This is a genomic window from Tepidibacter hydrothermalis (genome assembly GCF_029542625.1).
GTDB lineage: Bacteria > Bacillota > Clostridia > Peptostreptococcales > Peptostreptococcaceae > Tepidibacter_A > Tepidibacter_A hydrothermalis.
This window is the reverse complement of the sequence record NZ_CP120733.1, coordinates 649,267-669,029: the sequence shown is the minus strand read 5'-3', so window position 1 is coordinate 669,029 and position 19,763 is coordinate 649,267. Positions and strand designations below refer to the sequence as shown.

Here is a 19,763-nt window from a genome sequence, read left to right as displayed (position 1 = left end):
AAATTGTAAGGAGGTATTTTTTCTATTTAAACTCAAGTATTCTTTCTTTTATATTAATCTTCAATTTTTCTATCTTATTAAAATCCATATTAGGTATATAATATTTTTCCATTGCATCATGTTCTTTTTTAGCTCTCTTTATATTCTCTATTCCACTTTCTAATAATTTTGCTATTAATGCCTTATCATATTCTATTTCCTCTTTGTACTTATCCAATATGTCATAATTTACACACTTATCTAAATCTACTAATTTATAATTTTTCTCTTTAAATATCTCACTTACAGTAAGAGCTACATTAATATCTTTAATTAATATTGTTTCTATATTATCTTTAATTAAAGGAGTATGGTACACTTCTACATTAAGACCTTTAAGTACTGCATTTTTATATACTTTTTCAAGTAGTGTAGATTTTCCTGTTCCCATTTCGCCTTTTATATAATATACATCCGTTCCATCATTAATTATTGTGTCAGTATATTCTACAACACCATTAGGAGTTATAGCAGTTCCGAATAAATGTCTTTCATACCCTGACTGTCCTTTAAACTCTACATTTCCTAATATTTCATCAAGTAATTCTAATGTTATACCGTTCACCTTTCCAAAATCCATGGCTTCTTTATACTTAACTACTACATCTTTAAGTATACTCTCTGCAGCCTTTAAGAACTTATATGATCTTGTGAATAACCTTCCAACTTCTTTATTAGTCTTTAATATTTCTTCTCTATTTTCCTTTATTTTTTCAAGATCCCAATACTCCCCTAAGTTTATAATCTCATCTACTGCACCAGGGTTTTTAGGGTCTACTATGTGAGGTGCAGTTGCATCTCATATGTAAAAGCAAATTTTCCCAAATCATGTACAATTAACATTATAATAATTTCTTTATATTTAATATAAAAATTAATATTTATCTATCGCCTCTAGCCGTTGCTTTTTTATTTTTTGCATAAAAATATGAACCTCTAATTTAAGAAGTTCATATTTTTACTTATATCTATTTAATTAATAAATATTTTTTTAATTAGCTTGATGTAGAGAATTCTTTAAATCATCATCTGGAGTACTTATTGGTTTTATACTAAATGTATCCACTAAATATTGTAATACATTAGGAGATATAAATGCTGGTAAGCTAGGTCCTAAGTATATACCATTTATTCCAAGAGATAATAATGCCAACAAATCAGCAACTGCCTTTTGTTCATACCAAGAAAGCACTATAGTAAGAGGCAGATCATTTACATTCGTGTCAAATGCATCTGCAAGAGCTGTAGCAATTCTAACTGCTGAATATGCATCATTACATTGTCCAACATCTAATAGTCTAGGTAATCCTGCTACTGTTCCAAAGTCCAATTTATTAAATCTATACTTACCACAAGCAAGTGTTAGAATTACACAATCTTCAGGAACCTTTTCAGCAAATTCAGTATAATAATTTCTTCCTGGCTTTGCTCCATCGCAACCACCTATTAAGAAGAAGTGTCTTATCTTTCCTTCCTTCACTGCATTCACTATAGTTTCAGCATGAGATAAGGTTGCCTGATGACCAAATCCTACTAAAATTTCTTTTTCTTCCTCATCTTCTTTAAATCCACCTAGTTCTAGTGCTTTATTTATAATTTCACTAAAATCTTTCGTACCATCTTCATTAACTTTAATATTCTTAAGCCCATCCCAACCTACAACGTTAGTAGTAAATATTCTATCTTTATAAGATTCTCTTGGTCTCATCAAACAGTTAGTAGTCATTAAAATACATCCAGGTATATTATCAAACTCCTTCTGCTGATTTTGCCATGCAGAACCATAGTTACCTACTAAATGTTTATATTTCTTTAATGATGGATATCCATGACATGGCAACATTTCTCCATGAGTATAAATATTAATTCCTTTTCCTTCTGTTTGTTGAAGTAAAATTTCTAAATCTCTTAAATCGTGTCCTGATACAATTATGAATGGTCCTTTCTTAATATTTACATTAACTTTCTGTGGGGATGGATTTTGATATGTCTCAGTATTTGCTTCATCTAAAATTCTCATTACTTCTACACTCATTTCCCCAGTTCTCATCGTCATGCGAATAAGATCTTCCAGAGTTAAATTATCATTTGTAGTAGCTTCTAATCCTAAGAAATAAAACTGATCTACTTGGTCACTGTGATAATTAATAAATCTCGCTTGATGCCCATAGGCACTTACACCTTTTAACCCATATAGTATAGTAGATCTTAAAGAACGAATATCAGGATCAAGATTCTGATCATACATTATACCAGCTTTTACTGAGTCCTTTAACATTGCTTCTTTAGTATCACTAAGATCATATGTTGCTGGATCAGGATATTGTCCAATAGGTGCTTTATTTCTTAGCCCTTCTTTTATTTTTTGGGATTCCTTTAATAACTTCACATGAACCTCTGCATCAAAATTCACATTAGTTAATGTAGTAAATAATCCATTCTCTACAAATTTTACAATTTCTTTATCAATAATCTGTCCCTCTTCAATTAAACTTTTTGCATAGCATGATATTCCTTTTAATTGATATATTAATAGATCTTGTAAATTAGCTATTTCAGGCGTTTTTCCACAAACTCCACTTTTGGTACAACCTTTTCCGCCCATAGTTTGTTCGCATTGATAACAAAACATTGGATTTTCCACATTCATCTCTCCTTTTATGTAGTTTCTAATATATTGCCCACTCCATTAGAAATTATGTGTTAATTAACATGTTTTGCTAGTTAAAGTTTCAAATCATTTAATTACATACTCAAGACTTATAATTCGCAAGTCTTTTTATTTTAAAAAGATTTTTTTAACCTTTCTAAAATTTCATCATATATATACACTTTATTTTTTTCAGGAAATTCATTTATTCTGTCTATAATAATTTGCACCAACGTACCTTCCATTAATTCTTGAACTTTCTCTTTATCATGCATTTTTACTTCAACTTCAATTTTTTGCTTCATTTTATTTTCTCCCCCTTTATAAAAAAGTCTTCCTTTGAAGATTTTAAATGTAGACTTTTTTGAAACTCATAACGAAAATTATATTTATCTAGACTTAAATAGGAATATAATTTTCTATTCGTTATAACAAAATATGAAGAGCAGAACTTGTACTATTCAATTTTATTTTTTATTTTAAATAAACATTTTATAAAAACTAATCATATTTTTCTAAGTTTCATAATATCTCATTTAATATAAGTTTTTTATCCAAAAGCTAAAAGTTGTAAAACTCCTCCCTCTTGCAGTTGGATATAAGAGCTCTACAGCTTCTGAATTAGTTTAAACTTTATATCAAATGAGGTGGTTAACGTGTATAAAGTTGCTATTTATTCTCGTAAGTCAAAGCTTACTGAAAAAGGGGATTCTATTCAAAATCAAATAGATTTATGTAAACAACATATTAATAATAAATTTAATGCTTGTGAGTTTATTATTTATGAAGATGAAGGATATTCAGGAGGAAATGCTAATAGACCTCAATTTAAATTGATGATTGAAGATGCAAAAAAAAATAAATTCGATATACTAATATGCTATAGATTAGATCGTGTAAGTAGAAATATATCTGATTTTTCTGGTACTATAGAACTCCTTAATAACCACAATATATCTTTTATATCTGTTAAAGAACAGTTCGATACTTCAACTCCAATGGGAAGAGCTATGATGTATATAGCATCTGTTTTCGCTCAACTAGAGAGAGAAACTATAGCAGAGAGAATTAGAGATAATATGCTATCTCTTGCAAGATCAGGTAGATGGCTAGGAGGTCAAACTCCTACAGGATTTAAAAGTGAACCTATAATTTACTATGACTCGGATATGAATAAAAAGAAAATGTATAAACTCTCTCCCATAAAAGATGAATTAAGTATGGTTAAAAATTTATATAGTAAATATATTGAATTGAAAAGTTTAAGTAAACTCGAAAGTTTCACACTACAAAATAATATAAAAACAAAGAATAACAAAGATTTTGATAAAAGTTCCCTTAAATCCATACTCACCAATCCAGTTTATGCTATAGCTGATGAATTAGTATATGAATATTTCAAAAATAATAATTGTGATATACCTTCTCCTAAGTCAGACTTTAATTCCAATCATTCAATAATTACCTATAATAAGCAGTCTAAAACCAAAAAAAATACAACTTTAAGAAGAGATAAATCAGATTGGATTATTGCCATTGGAAAACATAAAGGTATAATTCCATCTGATAATTGGATAAAAGTTCAATATTTATTAGAATCAAACTCAAAAAAAGCTCCTCGTTTAAACACAGGTAGTATTGGTTTAATAACCCCTTTATTAATATGTAAAGAATGTGGATCAAAGATGAGAGTAAGTGTATACAGAAGAAAAGGAGTCACTTACTATTATTATCGTTGTTTGATGAAAGAACGATCTAAAGGTAGTAGATGTAACTCAAAGAATTTGCTAGGCTCTATGGCTGATGAAATGATCCTAAAGGAGATAAAAAATATATCAATAAATCAAAATAGGTTATATCACAAATTAAACCATCATAGACAAAGCATTAATAGTATTTACAACAAAAATGTTGATAAAAAAGATGATTTAGAAAAAGAATTAAAATTATATGAACAAAATATATCTAACCTTACACTACAAATATCTCAAAATCAAAGCTCTACAGCCAGTAAATATCTAATTAATCAAATTGAAGAATTTGATAATAAAATAAATGAGATAAAAAAAGAACTTAATGATATAACAGAAGATAATGAAATTACATTATTGAAAAAAATAAATATAGATCTGTATGTGGAGTTATTAACACATTTTTCATCTAATATTGATAGTTTGACATTTGAAGAAAAAAAACAATTATTAAATGAATTAATAAGTAACATAACTTGGGATGGTGAAAAGCTTGAGATATTTTTAAAAGGATAATCGAAAAAGGATGGCTAAATAGCCATCCTTTTTTTATAACGAATAGGAAATTATATTCCTGCTTAAGTTGTGGATAAATATAATTTTCGTGAAGAACTTTTTTACAATTTAAATTTATTTATCTGATCGTCCATCTCTTTTGTCATACTATTTAAATTTTGTATTGTATCCGTAACTGTATCTATAGATGCACTCATTTCTTCAGAAGATGCTGCAATTTGTTCTGAAGATGCAGAAACTTCTTGTGCAATAGAAGATGAATGTTCCACTTTTTTCACGATACTATTTTTTTCATTTTCTATACTTTCAGATGAATTATTTACCTCTTCAATTTTTGGAATTACTTCTTCTACTGATTTAATTATTTGCTTAAACGAATCAATACCAGTATGTATAACTTCACCTTGATTAGTTACTTCATTATTCATTACCTCACTAATCTCAATCATGCTTTCTGTACTATCTATTATATTTTTAACCAAATCATTTATATTTTGAGATGAATCTTTGCTTTGAACTGCAAGCTTTCTTATTTCCTCTGCAACTACTGCAAATCCTTTTCCTGATTCTCCTGCTCTAGCTGCTTCTATAGCAGCATTTAAAGCAAGTAAATTAGTTTGATCAGCTATATTGTTTATAACAATTGTGATTTCATTTATTTTATTTATATTATCACCTAAATCTGAAATTTTTGTTATAAAATCATTGAATGAATCACTTACTTTACTTACCGATTCTATTAAAGAGTTCATATTGTCATTACTTTCATTAGCCATAGAATCAATATTTCTTGTGCTATGCTCTATATCATTTATAGACTGAACTATATGTTCTAACTGATTTCCAAACTCATTTAATGCTGACATTATATCTATTAAATCTTCTGCTTGTTCTGCAGTTCCATTTGCTACATCCTGTATTGACATTGTAACATTTTCAGATGCATATGCCATTTCATGTGAAACATTTGCTAAGTTATCAGAACTTTGATATACATTTTGAGATGTGTTCTTTATAGTATATATAAGATTTCCTATATTCTTTGTCATATTATTAAGTTCATCTGAAATAATCTTTATTTCATCTGATGAATTTACATTACAGACTGAACTAAAATCACCAGAAGAAATTCTTTTAAGGAATTTTAAAATTTCTTTAATATTTTTATCAATAGAATTTGCAAAGATTATAGAGATAATAATAGCAATTAATAATACTATAATTGTAATAATGACTATAGTAAGCATTAACTTATTTATCTGTTTATTAACAGTGCTTTTTTCTACTCCTACAAATAAAATCCCTATATTTTCACCATTTCCATTTTTTATTGGAATATATTTAGATGCATAAATTTTGTTTAAAACATTTGCCTCGCCTGTAAAAACTTCATCCTCATTCAAAACTTTATTTGCAACTTCTTCAGATATTTTTGTTCCAATTGCTCTTTCTCCATTTACTATAACATTAGTAGATACTCTTGTAGCTTGTAATGCTATTGTAGCTATTGAATCTGTAGATTTTTTTATTTCATCTACAAACTCCGTGTCGCCACTTATTAATTTTTCACCTTTATATAATTTGTCCTCTTTTACTTCCCAGTCACCAGGATATTTTTCTTCAATCAAGCTATTTCCTAACTCTATATTAGAATTCAATTGTTTGTATATATTATCATTTACAACTTTTTTTGTTTCAGAAAATACTATAGATATAATAGTTATGCTTAATACAAGTAATAATGAAATAACAATTAATAATATCTTTGATTTAAATCCTAATCTAATATCTTTTTTCATAGACGCCCCCCACTTATCATAGATTTAAATTTAATAATACAGGTTTTATTTGTACTACACTCTCCCTATTATTAAATAGTAACACAATTTAGTATTATATGAAAATTATATGTAAAAATCTTAAACTTATTATTTACCATTTAGTAGAATAAGCAGTTGCATCCACCATGGCAACTTTAAGCGCTGGTATAACAACCCCATCTATAGAGTTATTATCTGATGAACAGTGATGATACTCAACATCATAACCAAGTCTAATCATTTCACTTCCTATATTTTTCATCATAGAAGATTTACCCACGCCCGGTCCACCTTTTATGCAAAATATATGATTTGCATCATTTTGCTCTATCATATAATCATAGTAAGAAAAAAAACCATCTGCTGTGTTTCCACCTGGAAACACTCTCTTAATTTTTTCTGTCATATTATCTCCTTCTTTCAATTAAGATTCATTCTCACACCTTTAACCTACTTTTATTCTATTAATTTCACCTATATTTTGTGCTTGTACTGAATACATTGAAAGATTAATAATTTATTTAACTTTTACCCAATCAATTTTTATTTAAACCAATGCTATAAAAAATTCGTCTACTCGCTAACGCAATGACTCATGGCACGAACAAGTCTCACGACTCTGTTACTTAAAAATAGTTGCAAGTGTAGTTCTTTCATCCATGTTATACACATAATGAAATTTTTATATTCCCTTAGTAAATAAAAAAAACGTATCAAAAGATACGTTTTTCATTTAATCTAAATTAGTAAATTTATTTTTTCTAGACATATACACAGGTATTCCTAAAATAGTTATACCTATACTAAGTAATGCATTCATAGGTTGAGATATTATTGTATTAACTACAATGTATAACCCTCCTAGTATCGCTATAATAGGTATTACAGGATACATAGGTACCTTATATGGTCTTTCAATATCTGGTTTTGTTTTTCTAAGAATGAATATTGCAAAAAATATCAGAATGTAGAACATCCATATTATAAATACAGTTAGGTCTATTAATGGACCAAAATTTCCAGTCATTATATATAATGAAGAAAGAACTGATATTAATATAGTTGAATTTAAAGGCATGTCTGACTTGTTTAATTTAGCTAAACTATGACTAAATGGTAATTTATTTTCAACAGCCATTACATAAGGAACCCTAGCTCCAGTTAAAACAAATGCATTTAATGTTCCAAATATAGATATCATTATACCTGCTGTTATAAGTTTTCCTCCGCTAGCACCAAATATAACATTGGCAACCTCATTTGCTGGTGCTGAAGTTGATGCTAGTACATCCGCTGGTAAAACAAGTAAATATGCTATATTAATTAAAACATATATGCTCATTATTACGAATAGTCCTCCAACTATAGCTATAGGTAAATCCCTCTTTGGATTTTTCATCTCACCTGCTATATTACCTACATTTATCCATCCATCATACGCAAACATTATAGCAGCTAGTGCAGAGCCAAGTGCTGTTGCCAGTGGCTTAGATTCTGGAATTATAGGTAAAAGTCTTACTACACCACCATCACCTTTTATAAATCCTACAATTATAATTGCAAATAACGGTATCAATTTACCTACAGTAGCTAATGTTTGAATAGTACCACCTGTCTTTGATCCAAATGAATTCATAATGCTCAAAAAAATTACAACACCAATACCTATAGGTATTAACATATTATCGTTAAGCCCTAATAAAGATATAACTTGTGTTGAGAACATTATTGCAAGTGCAGCCATTATAGCTGGTATAAATACTAAAGTTTGAGCCCATCCTAGAAGATAACCCCATAAATCTCCATATACTTCTTTTAAATATGTTACCATACCACCCGTTTTAGGTATTATTGTAGATATTTCTGCTGTTGTAAGCCCCGCTGCAATCGATATAAAGCCTCCAAGCATCCACGCTATTATCCCAAGTCCAGGTGTTGTAGTAGCCGAAAAAACTTGTGTAGGCATAAAAAACACACCTGATCCCATTACCATTCCTACTACTATAGATAAGGCCGATACTAGACCAATACTCTTTTTAAGTTGATTATCCTTCATATGCACGCTCCTTTTGACATTCTAAATCCGGGATTTAATTCGACAAATATTTTAGAAATCATTGTACCACAGGCAACAAATTAATACAAGTATTAGTTGTATTCAATAAAATTCATCAAAAAATAAGACCTTGGAATTCCAAGGTCTTAATCTACAGTTATTTCATATCCATGCTCACTATAAGTATTAGTAATATCATCCCACAAAATATCAAATCCTGTCTTTTTAAGTGAAGATACAGGTATTATCTTTTCATCTGCAAGTCCTAATTTTTTTCTTATAACACTCATATGCTTTTGATACTTACCTCTAGATATCTTATCAGCCTTAGTAGCTACTACAGTACAATCGTATCCAAAATACTTTACCCAATCATACATAGCCTTATCATCATTAGTAGGCTCATGTCTTATATCTACAAGTAGATATATACGGCAAAGCTCATCTCTTCCTGTTAAGTATCTTTCCATTATTTTTCCCCAGCCAGCTTTTTCAGATTTTGAAACCTTTGCATATCCGTACCCAGGTAAATCTACAAAGAAAAACTCTTCATTTATCAAATAAAAATTTATAGTTCTTGTTTTTCCTGGAGTCTGACTTACTCTTGCAAAATTTCTTCTGTTTAAAAGTGAATTTATGCTAGAAGACTTTCCTACATTAGATCTTCCTACAAATGCTACTTCCGGAATTCCTTCTGCTGGATACTGATCTCTATTTACTGCACTCATCACTATCTCTGATGATCTTATTTTCAAACTATTCACCGTCCTTAATTAAAGCGTGCTCTAATACTTCATCCATACTCTTTACAAATACAAACTCTATTTTCTTTTTAATATTTTCAGGTATATCTTCCATATCTTTTTTGTTGTCTATTGGAAGTAATATTTTTTTAATTCCCGCTCTATTAGCTGCAAGTACCTTTTCTTTTATTCCTCCAACAGGAAGTACTCTTCCTCTTAAAGTTATTTCTCCAGTCATTGCTACAAGATTATTGACAGGGATATTAGATAGAGCAGATATAACAGCAGTTGCCATAGTTATTCCAGCAGATGGACCATCTTTTGGTATAGCTCCTTCTGGTATATGAATATGAATATCTTGTTCTTTATAGAAGTTTTCATCTATATTAAACTGTTCATACTTAGATCTTATATAAGATATTCCTGTTCTTGCAGATTCTTTCATAACATCTCCAAGTTGTCCTGTTAAAACAAGTTGTCCTTTTCCCTTCATAGGAGTTACCTCAATAGATAAAGTCTCTCCTCCAACACTTGTCCATGCAAGACCCCTAACTATTCCAACCTCAGGATTTTCCTTTATCGGCTCATAGCTATATATCTTCTTTCCTAGATATTTTTCTAGGTTATTCTTATTTATTCTAATATTTTTTAATTCTCTATTTTCTACATATCTTTTAGCTGCTTTTCTACACACCTTACCTATAGTTCTTTCAATATTTCTAACTCCAGATTCTCTAGTGTAATAAGTTATTATATCCCTTATAGTTTCATCTGATATCTTTAAGAATCCTTCTTCTAAGCCATGCTCCTTTATCTGTTTTGGAAGTAAGTATTTTTTAGATATTTTAAGCTTTTCTTCTTCTGTATATCCAGATACCTGTATAACTTCCATTCTATCAAGTAAAGGTCTAGGTATTGTATTTAAGCTGTTAGCAGTAGTTATAAATAAAACTCTCGATAAATCAAATGGTATCTCTAGATAGTGATCTACAAACTCCTTATTTTGCTCAGGATCTAATGTCTCAAGCATAGCTGAAGCTGGATCTCCTCTAAAATCTGATGCCATCTTATCTATTTCATCAAATAAGAATACAGGATTCTTAGTTTTTGCTTCCTTCATAGCATTTATTATTCTTCCTGGTATAGCTCCAACATAAGTTCTTCTATGTCCTCTTATTTCAGACTCATCTCTAACTCCACCTAAAGAAACCCTTACAAATTTTCTGTTTAAAGATTTTGCTATTGATTTTGCTATTGATGTCTTACCAACTCCAGGAGGCCCAACAAGACAAACTATAGGTCCTTTCATAGAATTAGATAATGTTCTTATAGCTAAATACTCAAGAATTCTCTCTTTAACCTTATCAAGACCATAATGGTCCTCATCAAGTATTTTTGCAGATTCCTTCAAATCAACCTTGTCCTTACTTTCTTTGTTCCAAGGAAGGGCAAAAATTGTATCAAGATAATTTCTTATAACCCCAGATTCTGCTGATGATGGACTCATCTTAGATAATCTATTTATTTCCTTTGATATTTTTTCCTTTATTTCTTTTTTCACTTTAATACTTTTTAATTGTTTTTTATATTCTTCTATATCATCTGTTGTTTCTTCATCTTCTCCAAGTTCCTTATGAATAGCCTTTAATTGTTCTTTTAAGTAATATTCTTTTTGAACTCTATTAACCTGTTTTTTAACTCTCAAGCTTATTTTTTTCTCTATTTTAAGTATATCAAGCTCCTCAAGAAGAATTTTATATACTTTTTCAAGTCTTTCTTTAGGATCAAATATTTCAAGTACTTCTTGCTTTTGTAGAGGTTTTAAAAACATATTAGATGCTATCGTATCCACATATCTGCTAGGCTCGTCTATATCTGATAAAGTAAGCAGTATCTCTGGAGATATTCTATTGCTTATGTTTATATACTCTTCAAAAGAGTCGAATACATTTCTTATTAAAGCTTCTACTTCTTTATCTTCCTTTAACAATTCTTCATTATATACAACTTCTTCCAAAGTAGCGCTAAAGCCTTTTTCGTCATCTACAATTTCTTTTATCTTTGCTCTTGACATACCTTCTACTAGAACTCTTACAGTATCTCCTGGAAGCTTTAACATCTGCTTTATCTTACATATAGTTCCTATATGATAAAAATCATCAGGAGTTGGTACATCAATTTCAGCTTCTTTTTGAGAAGTCAAAAATATAAGCTGTTCATCCACCATAGCTTCTTCTAATGCATTTATAGACTTTTCTCTACCAACATCAAAATGTAAAACCATATATGGGAATACCGCCAATCCTCTAAGAGGGATTACAGGTAATTTATGCTCTTTAGTGCTATAATTTTGCTCCATATCATCACTCCTTTATATAAATATATACCTAATTTGTAATAAATACTATACCATTATATATTTACCATAATTTTTTTTCAATATAATCTAATTTATATAAATTTATTTATTGTTTAGTGTTATAATATTTTACATAATACTATCTTTGGAGGTATATATGCTTAAATTATTTTTAATATTTTTTAAAATAGGTTTAGTTACATTCGGTGGCGGATATGCTATGATTCCCTTGATAGAAAAGGAGCTTGTCCTTAAACAAAGACTAGTATCAGAAGACGAATTCTTAGACTACGTATCCGTTGCTCAAAGTTTTCCTGGTGCAATAGCTGTTAATATTTCTCTATTACTCGGATATAAGTTCAATAAATTTATAGGAAGCATAGTATGTGTCCTTGGTACAATACTACCTTCTTTTACTTCAATATTAATACTTTCTTATTTTTACAATAAGAACAATACATCCTCTTATCTAAATGGATTTTTTCTGGGTGTAAGGCCAGTGGTTGCTTCTTTATTATTGTATTCCTTCTTTAGATTATCTAAAAAAGTAGAAAAAAATACATTAAATATATTATTCCTAGGAATATCATTTATATTAGTAACTTTTTTTAATGTTAACCCGATTTACATAATTATAATTGGAGGTATTTTAGGATTATGGATAAATTCTTAGATTTATTTAAAATTTTTATAGCATTCTTTAAAATAGGAGCATTTAGCTTCGGTGGTGGATATGCTATGCTTCCATTTATAGAAAGAGAAATCGTCAACAAAAATGGTTGGTTATCTCCCAAGGAATTTTTAGATGTACTAGCTATATCTCAAGTGTCCCCAGGGCCAATTGCTATAAATTCAGCAACGTTTATAGGATATAAATATAATTTTATATTAGGCTCTATTTTTGCAACACTAGGAGTCATCTTTTTTTCTATAATAGTTATTAATCTAGTTGCTCCATCACTTGAAAAATATAAAACTAATAAAAATATATCTACTGTATTTAAGACATTAAGACCTATAACAATAGGCTTCATATTATCTGCATTTTATTCTACGTATGAAAAAAGTGTATCCGACTTATTTTCTGTATGTATATTTCTAGTTTCGTTTATGCTTCTTAATTCAAAAAAAATACATCCTGTATTTATAATAATGTTCTCAGGATTTATTGGAATAATTTTAAAAGGGGCATAAGCCCCTTTTTTTTATGCACTCTCTTCAGGTTTTTGATCAGATTTACATATAACTAAAGGCTCTTTATTATCAGCGATAGTTTCTTTAGTCACAATAACCTTTTGTATATCTTCTCTTGATGGTATTTCAAACATAATATCCATCATAGCCTTTTCTAATATACTTCTAAGACCTCTGGCCCCTGTCTTTCTTTCAATAGCTTTTTTAGCTATTGCAGTTAATGCCTCTTTATCAAATTCAAGTTCAACCTTATCCATTTGGAATAATTTTGAATATTGTTTTGTTAAAGCATTTTTAGGCTCTTTAAGTATTTGAACAAGAGCTTCTTCATCTAATAAATCTAGAGTTACAACTACAGGAACTCTACCTATAAACTCAGGTATAAGACCAAATTTAAGCAAATCTTCTGGCTCAGATTTTTTGTATATCTTACCTAAGTCCATCTCTTTTTTGCTCTCAATCTTTGCTCCAAAACCTAAAGTTTTCTGTCCTATTCTCTTGTTTATTATCTTGTCTATTCCATCAAAAGCTCCACCTACTATAAATAGTATATTAGTAGTATCTATTTGTAGGAATTCTTGATGTGGATGCTTTCTTCCACCCTGAGGAGGAACATTAGCTGTAGTTCCTTCTAATATTTTAAGAAGTGCTTGTTGTACTCCTTCTCCACTTACATCTCTTGTTATAGATGGATTTTCTGATTTTCTTGCTATCTTATCTATCTCATCGATGTATATAATTCCTTTTTCTGCTTTTTCTATATCGTAATCAGCTGCTTGAATTAATTTAAGAAGTATATTTTCTACATCTTCTCCAACGTAACCAGCCTCTGTTAAAGATGTAGCATCTACCATTGCAAATGGAACATTAAGTATTTTAGCAAGGGTTTGAGCAAGAAGCGTCTTACCAGAACCTGTTGGTCCTAGCATCATTATATTACTTTTTTGAATTTCAACGTCCTTACCATTTTTATTTCCTGAATATATTCTTTTATAATGATTATATACAGCAACCGCTAAAGATTTTTTGGCTTCATCTTGACCTATAACATACTCAGCTAAGATATCCTTTATTTCCTTAGGTTTTGGTAACTCAGATATATCATTCTCAATACTTTCTTGGAATTCCTCTTTTATTATTTCTTCGCAAAGTTCTACACATTCATCACAAATGTATACGTTAGGGCCTGCTATAAGCCTTTTAACTTGCTCTTGATTCTTTCCACAAAAAGAACATTTCAGATGTTTCTTATCTTCGTATTTTGACATTTTAACACCTCTCTTTAATTTAAGCTAAGGTCTCTTGCTTATAACCTCATCGATTAATCCATATTCTTTAGCTTGCTCTGCTTCCATGAAATAATCTCTTTCTGTATCTTGCTTTATTTTCTCAAGTGGCTGTCCAGTTCTCTCAGCCATTATTTGATTTAACTTTTCTTTCATTTTAACTATTCTTTGTGCATGTATTTCAATGTCAGTAGCTTGACCTCTAGTTCCTCCAAGTGGCTGATGTATCATAATTTCTGCATTAGGAAGTGCAAATCTCTTACCCTTTGCTCCTGCATTAAGTAAAAAAGCTCCCATAGAAGCTGCCATACCTATACAAATAGTGCTTACATCTGGTTTTATGTACTGCATAGTATCATAAATTGCCATACCTGCTGTTATACTTCCTCCTGGTGAATTTATATATAAATATATATCTTTATCAGGATCTTCTGATTCTAAAAATAGAAGTTGTGCAACTATCAAACTAGCTGTAGCGTCATTTACTTGATCTCCTAAAAATATTATTCTATCTTTTAACAATCTAGAATATATATCATAAGATCTTTCTCCTCTTCCTGTTTGTTCTACTACCATAGGTACTAAAGCCATATATTACCCCTCCTTTTTTAGCAGAAAGCTAAAAGTTCTAGAACTCCAACCTCTCAAGGTTGGAGTTAAGAACTTAACAGTTTCTGCATTGTTTCAAAGTTTCATTTTATCTATATATAGACACAGTAGCCCTTTTAAGGGCTACTGTCAAATTAGTTTATTTTAGCACTATCTACTAATAAGTCTATAGTTTTCTTAACTATTACATTTTCTTTGAAGTAATCCATATCTTGTTCTCTAAGTGTTTCTTTGAACTTATCTGCTTCCATTTTGTACATAGTAGCCATTTGAGCTATCTCATTGTTTAATTCTTCATCAGAAACTTCAATTCCTTCTTTTTCTGATATAGCTTCAAGAACTAAAGATGTTTTAACTCTATTTTGAGCATCTTCTCTCATTTGAGCTTTTAAATCTTCTATCTTCATTCCAGTGAATTTAATGTAGTTTTCAAGGTTTAATCCTTGCATTTGTAATTGTTGGTCAAAATCTCTTAACATGTTGTTTACTTGAGTGTCAACCATAGCTTCTGGAATATCTATTTCAGCCATTTCAGCAGCTTTTTCTACAGCTTTATTTCTTAATTCAGCTTCTTCGTTTTTCTTAGCAGCTTCTTCTAATTTAACCTTTGTATCATTTTTAAGTTCTTCTAATGTATCAAACTCACTTACATCTTTAGCGAATTCATCATCAAGTTCTGGCATTTCTTTAACTTTTATTTCTTTTACATTAACTACGAATACAGCTTCTTTTCCAGCTAAGTTTTCTGCATGGTACTCTGTTGGGAAAGTTACGTTTACTTTAACTTCATCTCCTACATTAGCTCCAACTAATTGCTCTTCAAATCCTGGTATGAAAGATCCTGAACCTATAACTAAGTTATGATTTTCTCCTTTTCCACCAGCAAAAGCCTCTCCATCTACAAATCCTTCAAAGTCTATAACAGCTGTATCATCATTTGCAACTGCTCTATCTTCTACATTTATTAATCTTGAATTTTGATTTCTCATTTCTTCAATCTTGTTATCTACATCTTCTTCCTTTACAGTATATTCAACTTTATTAATTTCTATACCTTTATATTCTCCTAATTTAACCTCTGGCTTAACAGTAACCTTAGCTATTAAAACAAGGTCCTTATCGTCACCTATTTCTTCTACATCAAGTTCTGGTCTATCTACAGGATCTAACTTAAGATCTTCTATAGCTTTTGAGTAAGCTTCTGGGAATACTATATTTATAGCTTCATCAAAAAATACTCCTTTTCCATATTGAGCTTCTATTAACTTCTTAGGAGCTTTTCCTTTTCTGAATCCAGCAACATTAAATCTTCCTTTTAATTTATCATAAGCTTTATCATTTGCTTTCTTAAATTCATCTTTTCCTACAGTTATTTTTAATGTAACTTCATTTTGTTCTTTCTTTATTAATTCTGCGTTCATTTTATAATCCTCCTATGTAACTTTCTTTATTTTCTTTAATAACCCCTTTATTATAACATATAATAATTTTTATTTACAAGAGACTTACTTTGATGAATTCCCAAAAATAAGTTTTTTTCAGACATTTACTTTTTTTACAAATTTTCATATAATTGTATTAAAGTAAATATATTAACTATTTTCAAATCAGAAGGAGATGGATACTAAATGGATACACAAACTTTGATAGCTTTGATAATATTTATAAGCACTTATGCGTTTATCGTTTCTGAAAAAATCGATAGAACAGCTATATCTTTTTTTGGAGCCTCCTGCCTTATACTATTTGGTGTATTAAATGAAGAAGAAGCAATTCATTTTATAGATTTTAATACAATAGGGCTTTTAGTCGGTATGATGATTATTGTAAATATACTCAAAAAAACGGGTCTATTTCAATATATAGCTATCAAATCAGCTAAAATTTCAAAAGGTGAACCTATTATTATAATGATTGTATTTTGTTTTGTTACAGCAGTTTTATCAGCTTTTTTAGATAATGTTACAACAGTTCTTTTAATAGCACCAGTTACTTTAGTTATAACCGACACTCTTAATCTTAATCCTATTCCATTTTTAGTTCCTCAAATAATCGCTTCTAATATAGGTGGTACAGCTACATTAGTAGGTGACCCTCCTAATATAATGATCGGTAGTGCTGCAAATATTGGATTTTTGGATTTTATATTAAATACGGGGCCAATTGCTTTTATTATATTAATTATTACCCTTTTCTTATTTAATATAATCTATAAAAAGCATTTAATAGTTTCTGATGATGTTAAGAAAAAAATATTTGAATTCGATGAAAAATTAGCTATAACCGATAAGACTCTCTTGATAAAATGCCTCACTATATTATTTTTAGTTATGGCTGGTCTTATGACTCACCAATTTTTCGGACTTGAATCTTCATCCATTGCTTTAATAGGCGCATCTGTTATGCTTATATTAAGCAAAGCCAATGTTGAAGAAACACTTCATTCAATAGAGTGGACAACTATATTTTTCTTTATGTTTTTATTTATACTAGTTGGAGGACTTGAAAAGGTCGGAATTATAGATGAAATTGCAAAGGTTATAGTTTCTTTTTCACAAGATAACTTACCTCTTGCAACAATACTTCTTCTTTGGGCTTCAGCTATATTATCTTCATTCCTTGATAATATACCTTTTGTAGCAACTATGATACCTCTTATAAAGAAGATTTCTTTATTGTCTAATATGAATGTAATGCCTCTTTGGTGGGCACTATCTCTTGGAGCTTGTCTTGGAGGAAACGGTTCTTTAATAGGAGCTTCTGCAAATGTAATAGTTGCTGGAATTCTTAAGAAAAATAATCATGAGGTTTCTTTTGTAGAATATATGAAGATAGGATTTCCAATGATGATTATATCTATTATACTTAGTACAATATATTTATGGATATTCTATGTTTAAAAGAATACTAATATATTGGCACATCAATTGCAAAATCATGTACTTAATCTCAAAATAAAGGGTATTAAAATACCGCTTATGTGTTAAATACTTTTAATAAAACTAAGTATTACATCTTATTGAATGTCCTAAAAGTTCTAAACTCCCATTGGTCATACAACGAACTTTCTTAACGGATATTCAAACGATGTAATACAAGTTTTATACAAAAATATTTAAACCATTCGCTAACATTTTAATACCCTTCATTTTGTAGGTGTAGTTCTTAAACTTTAGATGGATTTAATAAAAGAGTTTTTTCTTTTATAATGAGGCAAGATTGATTTTAATATTATAGAGATTAATATTAAAAAACTATATATGAAACTATTAGTGAATACTTTTAGATATTTCGACTAATACAACTAATCTTTTTTTATTAATACTCCTCAAGAAATAAGAAGCTAAACTTAAAAATTATGCTCATTGGAATGTTAGAGACTTTTAGGTTAATATTTTTCTATATAACTTAGATTACTCATGCTGAATATTCGTTAAGAAACTTTTTTGTCTGACCGTAGGGAGTTTAAAAGGTTTAGAATAATCAGTATGCATAATCTTTAGTTATATAGAGAGAAACTTAATTCAGATGGAATCTTTACTCCATCTGAATTTTTAGTTGAACTAATCCAGAAGCTGTTAAGTTCTTATCTCCAGCCTTGAGGGGATGGAGTTTTAGAACTTTTAGCTTTCGGATAAAAATATTGACTAAGTATCGGTATTTCAATGAGTATAATTTTGCGATTAAGTACTTAACAAAAAAAGAAATAAGCCCTAAAGCTTATTTCTTTTTTATTCCTATTCCTTGTCTTTTTCTAAAGTATCCACCTTTTATATTCCTAGCATCCATTATTGTTATGAATGCATCTCTATCGTAATTGTCTACACAAACCTCAAAATTTCTAATATCTTTTCTATTTAAAACTACATTTAAAATACTTATTTTACCTTCTTTACCATGTCCTTCTGTAACTGTTACACCAAAGCTTTTCTCTCTAAGATAAGAAGAAAATTTTTCTATATCTTTTTTAGTTATAATTTGAGCTATAAGCGTTCCTATAGCCATTTTTTCTTCTATTAATATCCCTACATAGTTTCCTGTTGCAAATCCCATTGCATAAAATAAAACGTTTAACATATTATCCATACCAGTTAAAACCTTATTTATAGCAAGTATATATATTATTATCTCTACAAAACCTATCATAGCAGCTTGTAATTTCTTACCTCTTACTACCATTATAGTTCTTATTGTAGCCATAGTTACATCAGTACATCTTGCCATAAATATGAAAAGATATCCTAAAATTAATCCCATATTCAATCCCTCCTCCTACAAAATTATATTTTGAATATCAACCTTACTATCTATATTCATAATAATAAATTGCCTGCTGCTATTTCCTCTAGGAAGAGCTACACTTCCAGGGTTTAAAAACAATATATCGTCTTCTTTATAATTTACAGGTATATGAGAATGTCCAAATATAACTATATCTACGTTTGACTCTAAGGCTTTTCTTTTTATAGTTTTTAATGAGTATTTTATATCGTATTTGTGGCCATGGCATAAAAATATTCTATACCCTTTCACATCAAATACAATCTCATCTTCAACATTTTCAAAGTCACAATTCCCTTTTATTCCTACAGTATCTATTCCTGTGACTTTATGAATATAGTTAGAATCTTGAAAATTATCTCCAGTATGAAGTATTAACTCACATTCTTTTAAATATTGTATAGCCTTATCTATATATTTATAGTTTCTATGTGTATCTCCTATTACACCTATCTTCAT

17 protein-coding genes are annotated in these 19,763 nt (G+C 29.3%); 4 read left to right on the top strand and 13 right to left on the bottom strand.

What is annotated here, in order from left to right:
• Positions 1-22: 22 nt before the first annotated feature.
• The 3 genes from P4S50_RS02855 to P4S50_RS02845 all read right to left on the bottom strand — a co-directional run bounded on the left by P4S50_RS02855 (position 23) and on the right by P4S50_RS02845 (position 2,994).
• Complete coding sequence (locus P4S50_RS02855) at positions 23-604, bottom strand: hypothetical protein (protein WP_277732995.1); 582 nt, start codon at positions 602-604, stop codon at positions 23-25.
• 426 nt (positions 605-1,030) lie between these two features.
• Positions 1,031-2,671: a hydroxylamine reductase gene (hcp, locus tag P4S50_RS02850; RefSeq protein WP_416390148.1), complete on the bottom strand. Its 1,641-nt coding sequence runs from the start codon at positions 2,669-2,671 to the stop codon at positions 1,031-1,033.
• A 152-nt stretch (positions 2,672-2,823) separates the two neighbouring features.
• A complete protein-coding gene (locus P4S50_RS02845; RefSeq protein WP_277732993.1) occupies positions 2,824-2,994 on the bottom strand; it encodes a hypothetical protein in 171 nt (56 codons plus the stop codon).
• A gap of 351 nt (positions 2,995-3,345) precedes the next feature.
• Between P4S50_RS02845 and P4S50_RS02840 the strand changes: the two genes are divergently transcribed.
• Positions 3,346-4,956, top strand: coding sequence for a recombinase family protein (locus tag P4S50_RS02840; RefSeq protein ID WP_277732992.1), 1,611 nt, complete (start codon positions 3,346-3,348; stop codon positions 4,954-4,956).
• 101 nt (positions 4,957-5,057) lie between these two features.
• On the opposite strand, the gene P4S50_RS02835 is transcribed toward P4S50_RS02840, so the two are convergent.
• The 5 genes from P4S50_RS02835 to lon all read right to left on the bottom strand — a co-directional run bounded on the left by P4S50_RS02835 (position 5,058) and on the right by lon (position 11,934).
• A complete protein-coding gene (locus P4S50_RS02835; protein ID WP_277732991.1) occupies positions 5,058-6,755 on the bottom strand; it encodes a methyl-accepting chemotaxis protein in 1,698 nt (565 codons plus the stop codon).
• Between the two features lie 133 nt (positions 6,756-6,888).
• On the bottom strand, positions 6,889-7,182 hold the full coding sequence (locus P4S50_RS02830) for an ATPase (RefSeq protein ID WP_277732990.1): 294 nt from the start codon (positions 7,180-7,182) through the stop codon (positions 6,889-6,891).
• Between the two features lie 327 nt (positions 7,183-7,509).
• A complete protein-coding gene (locus tag P4S50_RS02825; RefSeq protein ID WP_277732989.1) occupies positions 7,510-8,832 on the bottom strand; it encodes an APC family permease in 1,323 nt (440 codons plus the stop codon).
• Between the two features lie 146 nt (positions 8,833-8,978).
• Positions 8,979-9,587, bottom strand: a complete 609-nt coding sequence (gene yihA / locus P4S50_RS02820; protein ID WP_277732988.1) for a ribosome biogenesis GTP-binding protein YihA/YsxC — start codon at positions 9,585-9,587, stop codon at positions 8,979-8,981.
• A 1-nt stretch (position 9,588) separates the two neighbouring features.
• Positions 9,589-11,934, bottom strand: a complete 2,346-nt coding sequence (gene lon / locus P4S50_RS02815; protein WP_277732987.1) for an endopeptidase La — start codon at positions 11,932-11,934, stop codon at positions 9,589-9,591.
• Between the two features lie 157 nt (positions 11,935-12,091).
• On the opposite strand from lon, the gene P4S50_RS02810 reads away from it, so the two are divergent.
• Together P4S50_RS02810 and P4S50_RS02805 are read left to right on the top strand one after the other, a co-directional pair.
• Positions 12,092-12,607 (top strand): chromate transporter, encoded by a 516-nt coding sequence (locus P4S50_RS02810; RefSeq protein WP_277732986.1) that lies wholly within the window; start codon positions 12,092-12,094, stop codon positions 12,605-12,607.
• Positions 12,592-13,128 (top strand): chromate transporter, encoded by a 537-nt coding sequence (locus P4S50_RS02805; protein ID WP_277732985.1) that lies wholly within the window; start codon positions 12,592-12,594, stop codon positions 13,126-13,128. Before P4S50_RS02810 ends, P4S50_RS02805 begins: the two co-directional genes overlap by 16 nt.
• A gap of 11 nt (positions 13,129-13,139) precedes the next feature.
• Here the strand turns inward: P4S50_RS02805 and clpX are convergent, their stop codons facing one another.
• From clpX to tig, 3 genes are all read right to left on the bottom strand, one after another.
• The gene (gene clpX, locus P4S50_RS02800; protein WP_277732984.1) at positions 13,140-14,396 is read right to left on the bottom strand and encodes an ATP-dependent Clp protease ATP-binding subunit ClpX; all 1,257 of its coding nucleotides are present in this window, start codon (positions 14,394-14,396) and stop codon (positions 13,140-13,142) included.
• Between the two features lie 24 nt (positions 14,397-14,420).
• A complete protein-coding gene (gene clpP, locus P4S50_RS02795; RefSeq protein ID WP_277732983.1) occupies positions 14,421-15,005 on the bottom strand; it encodes an ATP-dependent Clp endopeptidase proteolytic subunit ClpP in 585 nt (194 codons plus the stop codon).
• A gap of 152 nt (positions 15,006-15,157) precedes the next feature.
• Positions 15,158-16,444 (bottom strand): trigger factor, encoded by a 1,287-nt coding sequence (gene tig / locus P4S50_RS02790; RefSeq protein ID WP_277732982.1) that lies wholly within the window; start codon positions 16,442-16,444, stop codon positions 15,158-15,160.
• A 207-nt stretch (positions 16,445-16,651) separates the two neighbouring features.
• Here tig and P4S50_RS02785 point away from each other — a divergent pair, with 207 nt between their 5' ends.
• Positions 16,652-17,923, top strand: a complete 1,272-nt coding sequence (locus tag P4S50_RS02785; RefSeq protein ID WP_277732981.1) for an ArsB/NhaD family transporter — start codon at positions 16,652-16,654, stop codon at positions 17,921-17,923.
• 820 nt (positions 17,924-18,743) lie between these two features.
• Here P4S50_RS02785 and P4S50_RS02780 read toward each other — a convergent pair.
• Positions 18,744-19,280, bottom strand: coding sequence for a DUF2179 domain-containing protein (locus tag P4S50_RS02780; protein ID WP_277732980.1), 537 nt, complete (start codon positions 19,278-19,280; stop codon positions 18,744-18,746).
• A 15-nt stretch (positions 19,281-19,295) separates the two neighbouring features.
• A complete protein-coding gene (locus tag P4S50_RS02775; RefSeq protein ID WP_277732979.1) occupies positions 19,296-19,763 on the bottom strand; it encodes a metallophosphoesterase family protein in 468 nt (155 codons plus the stop codon).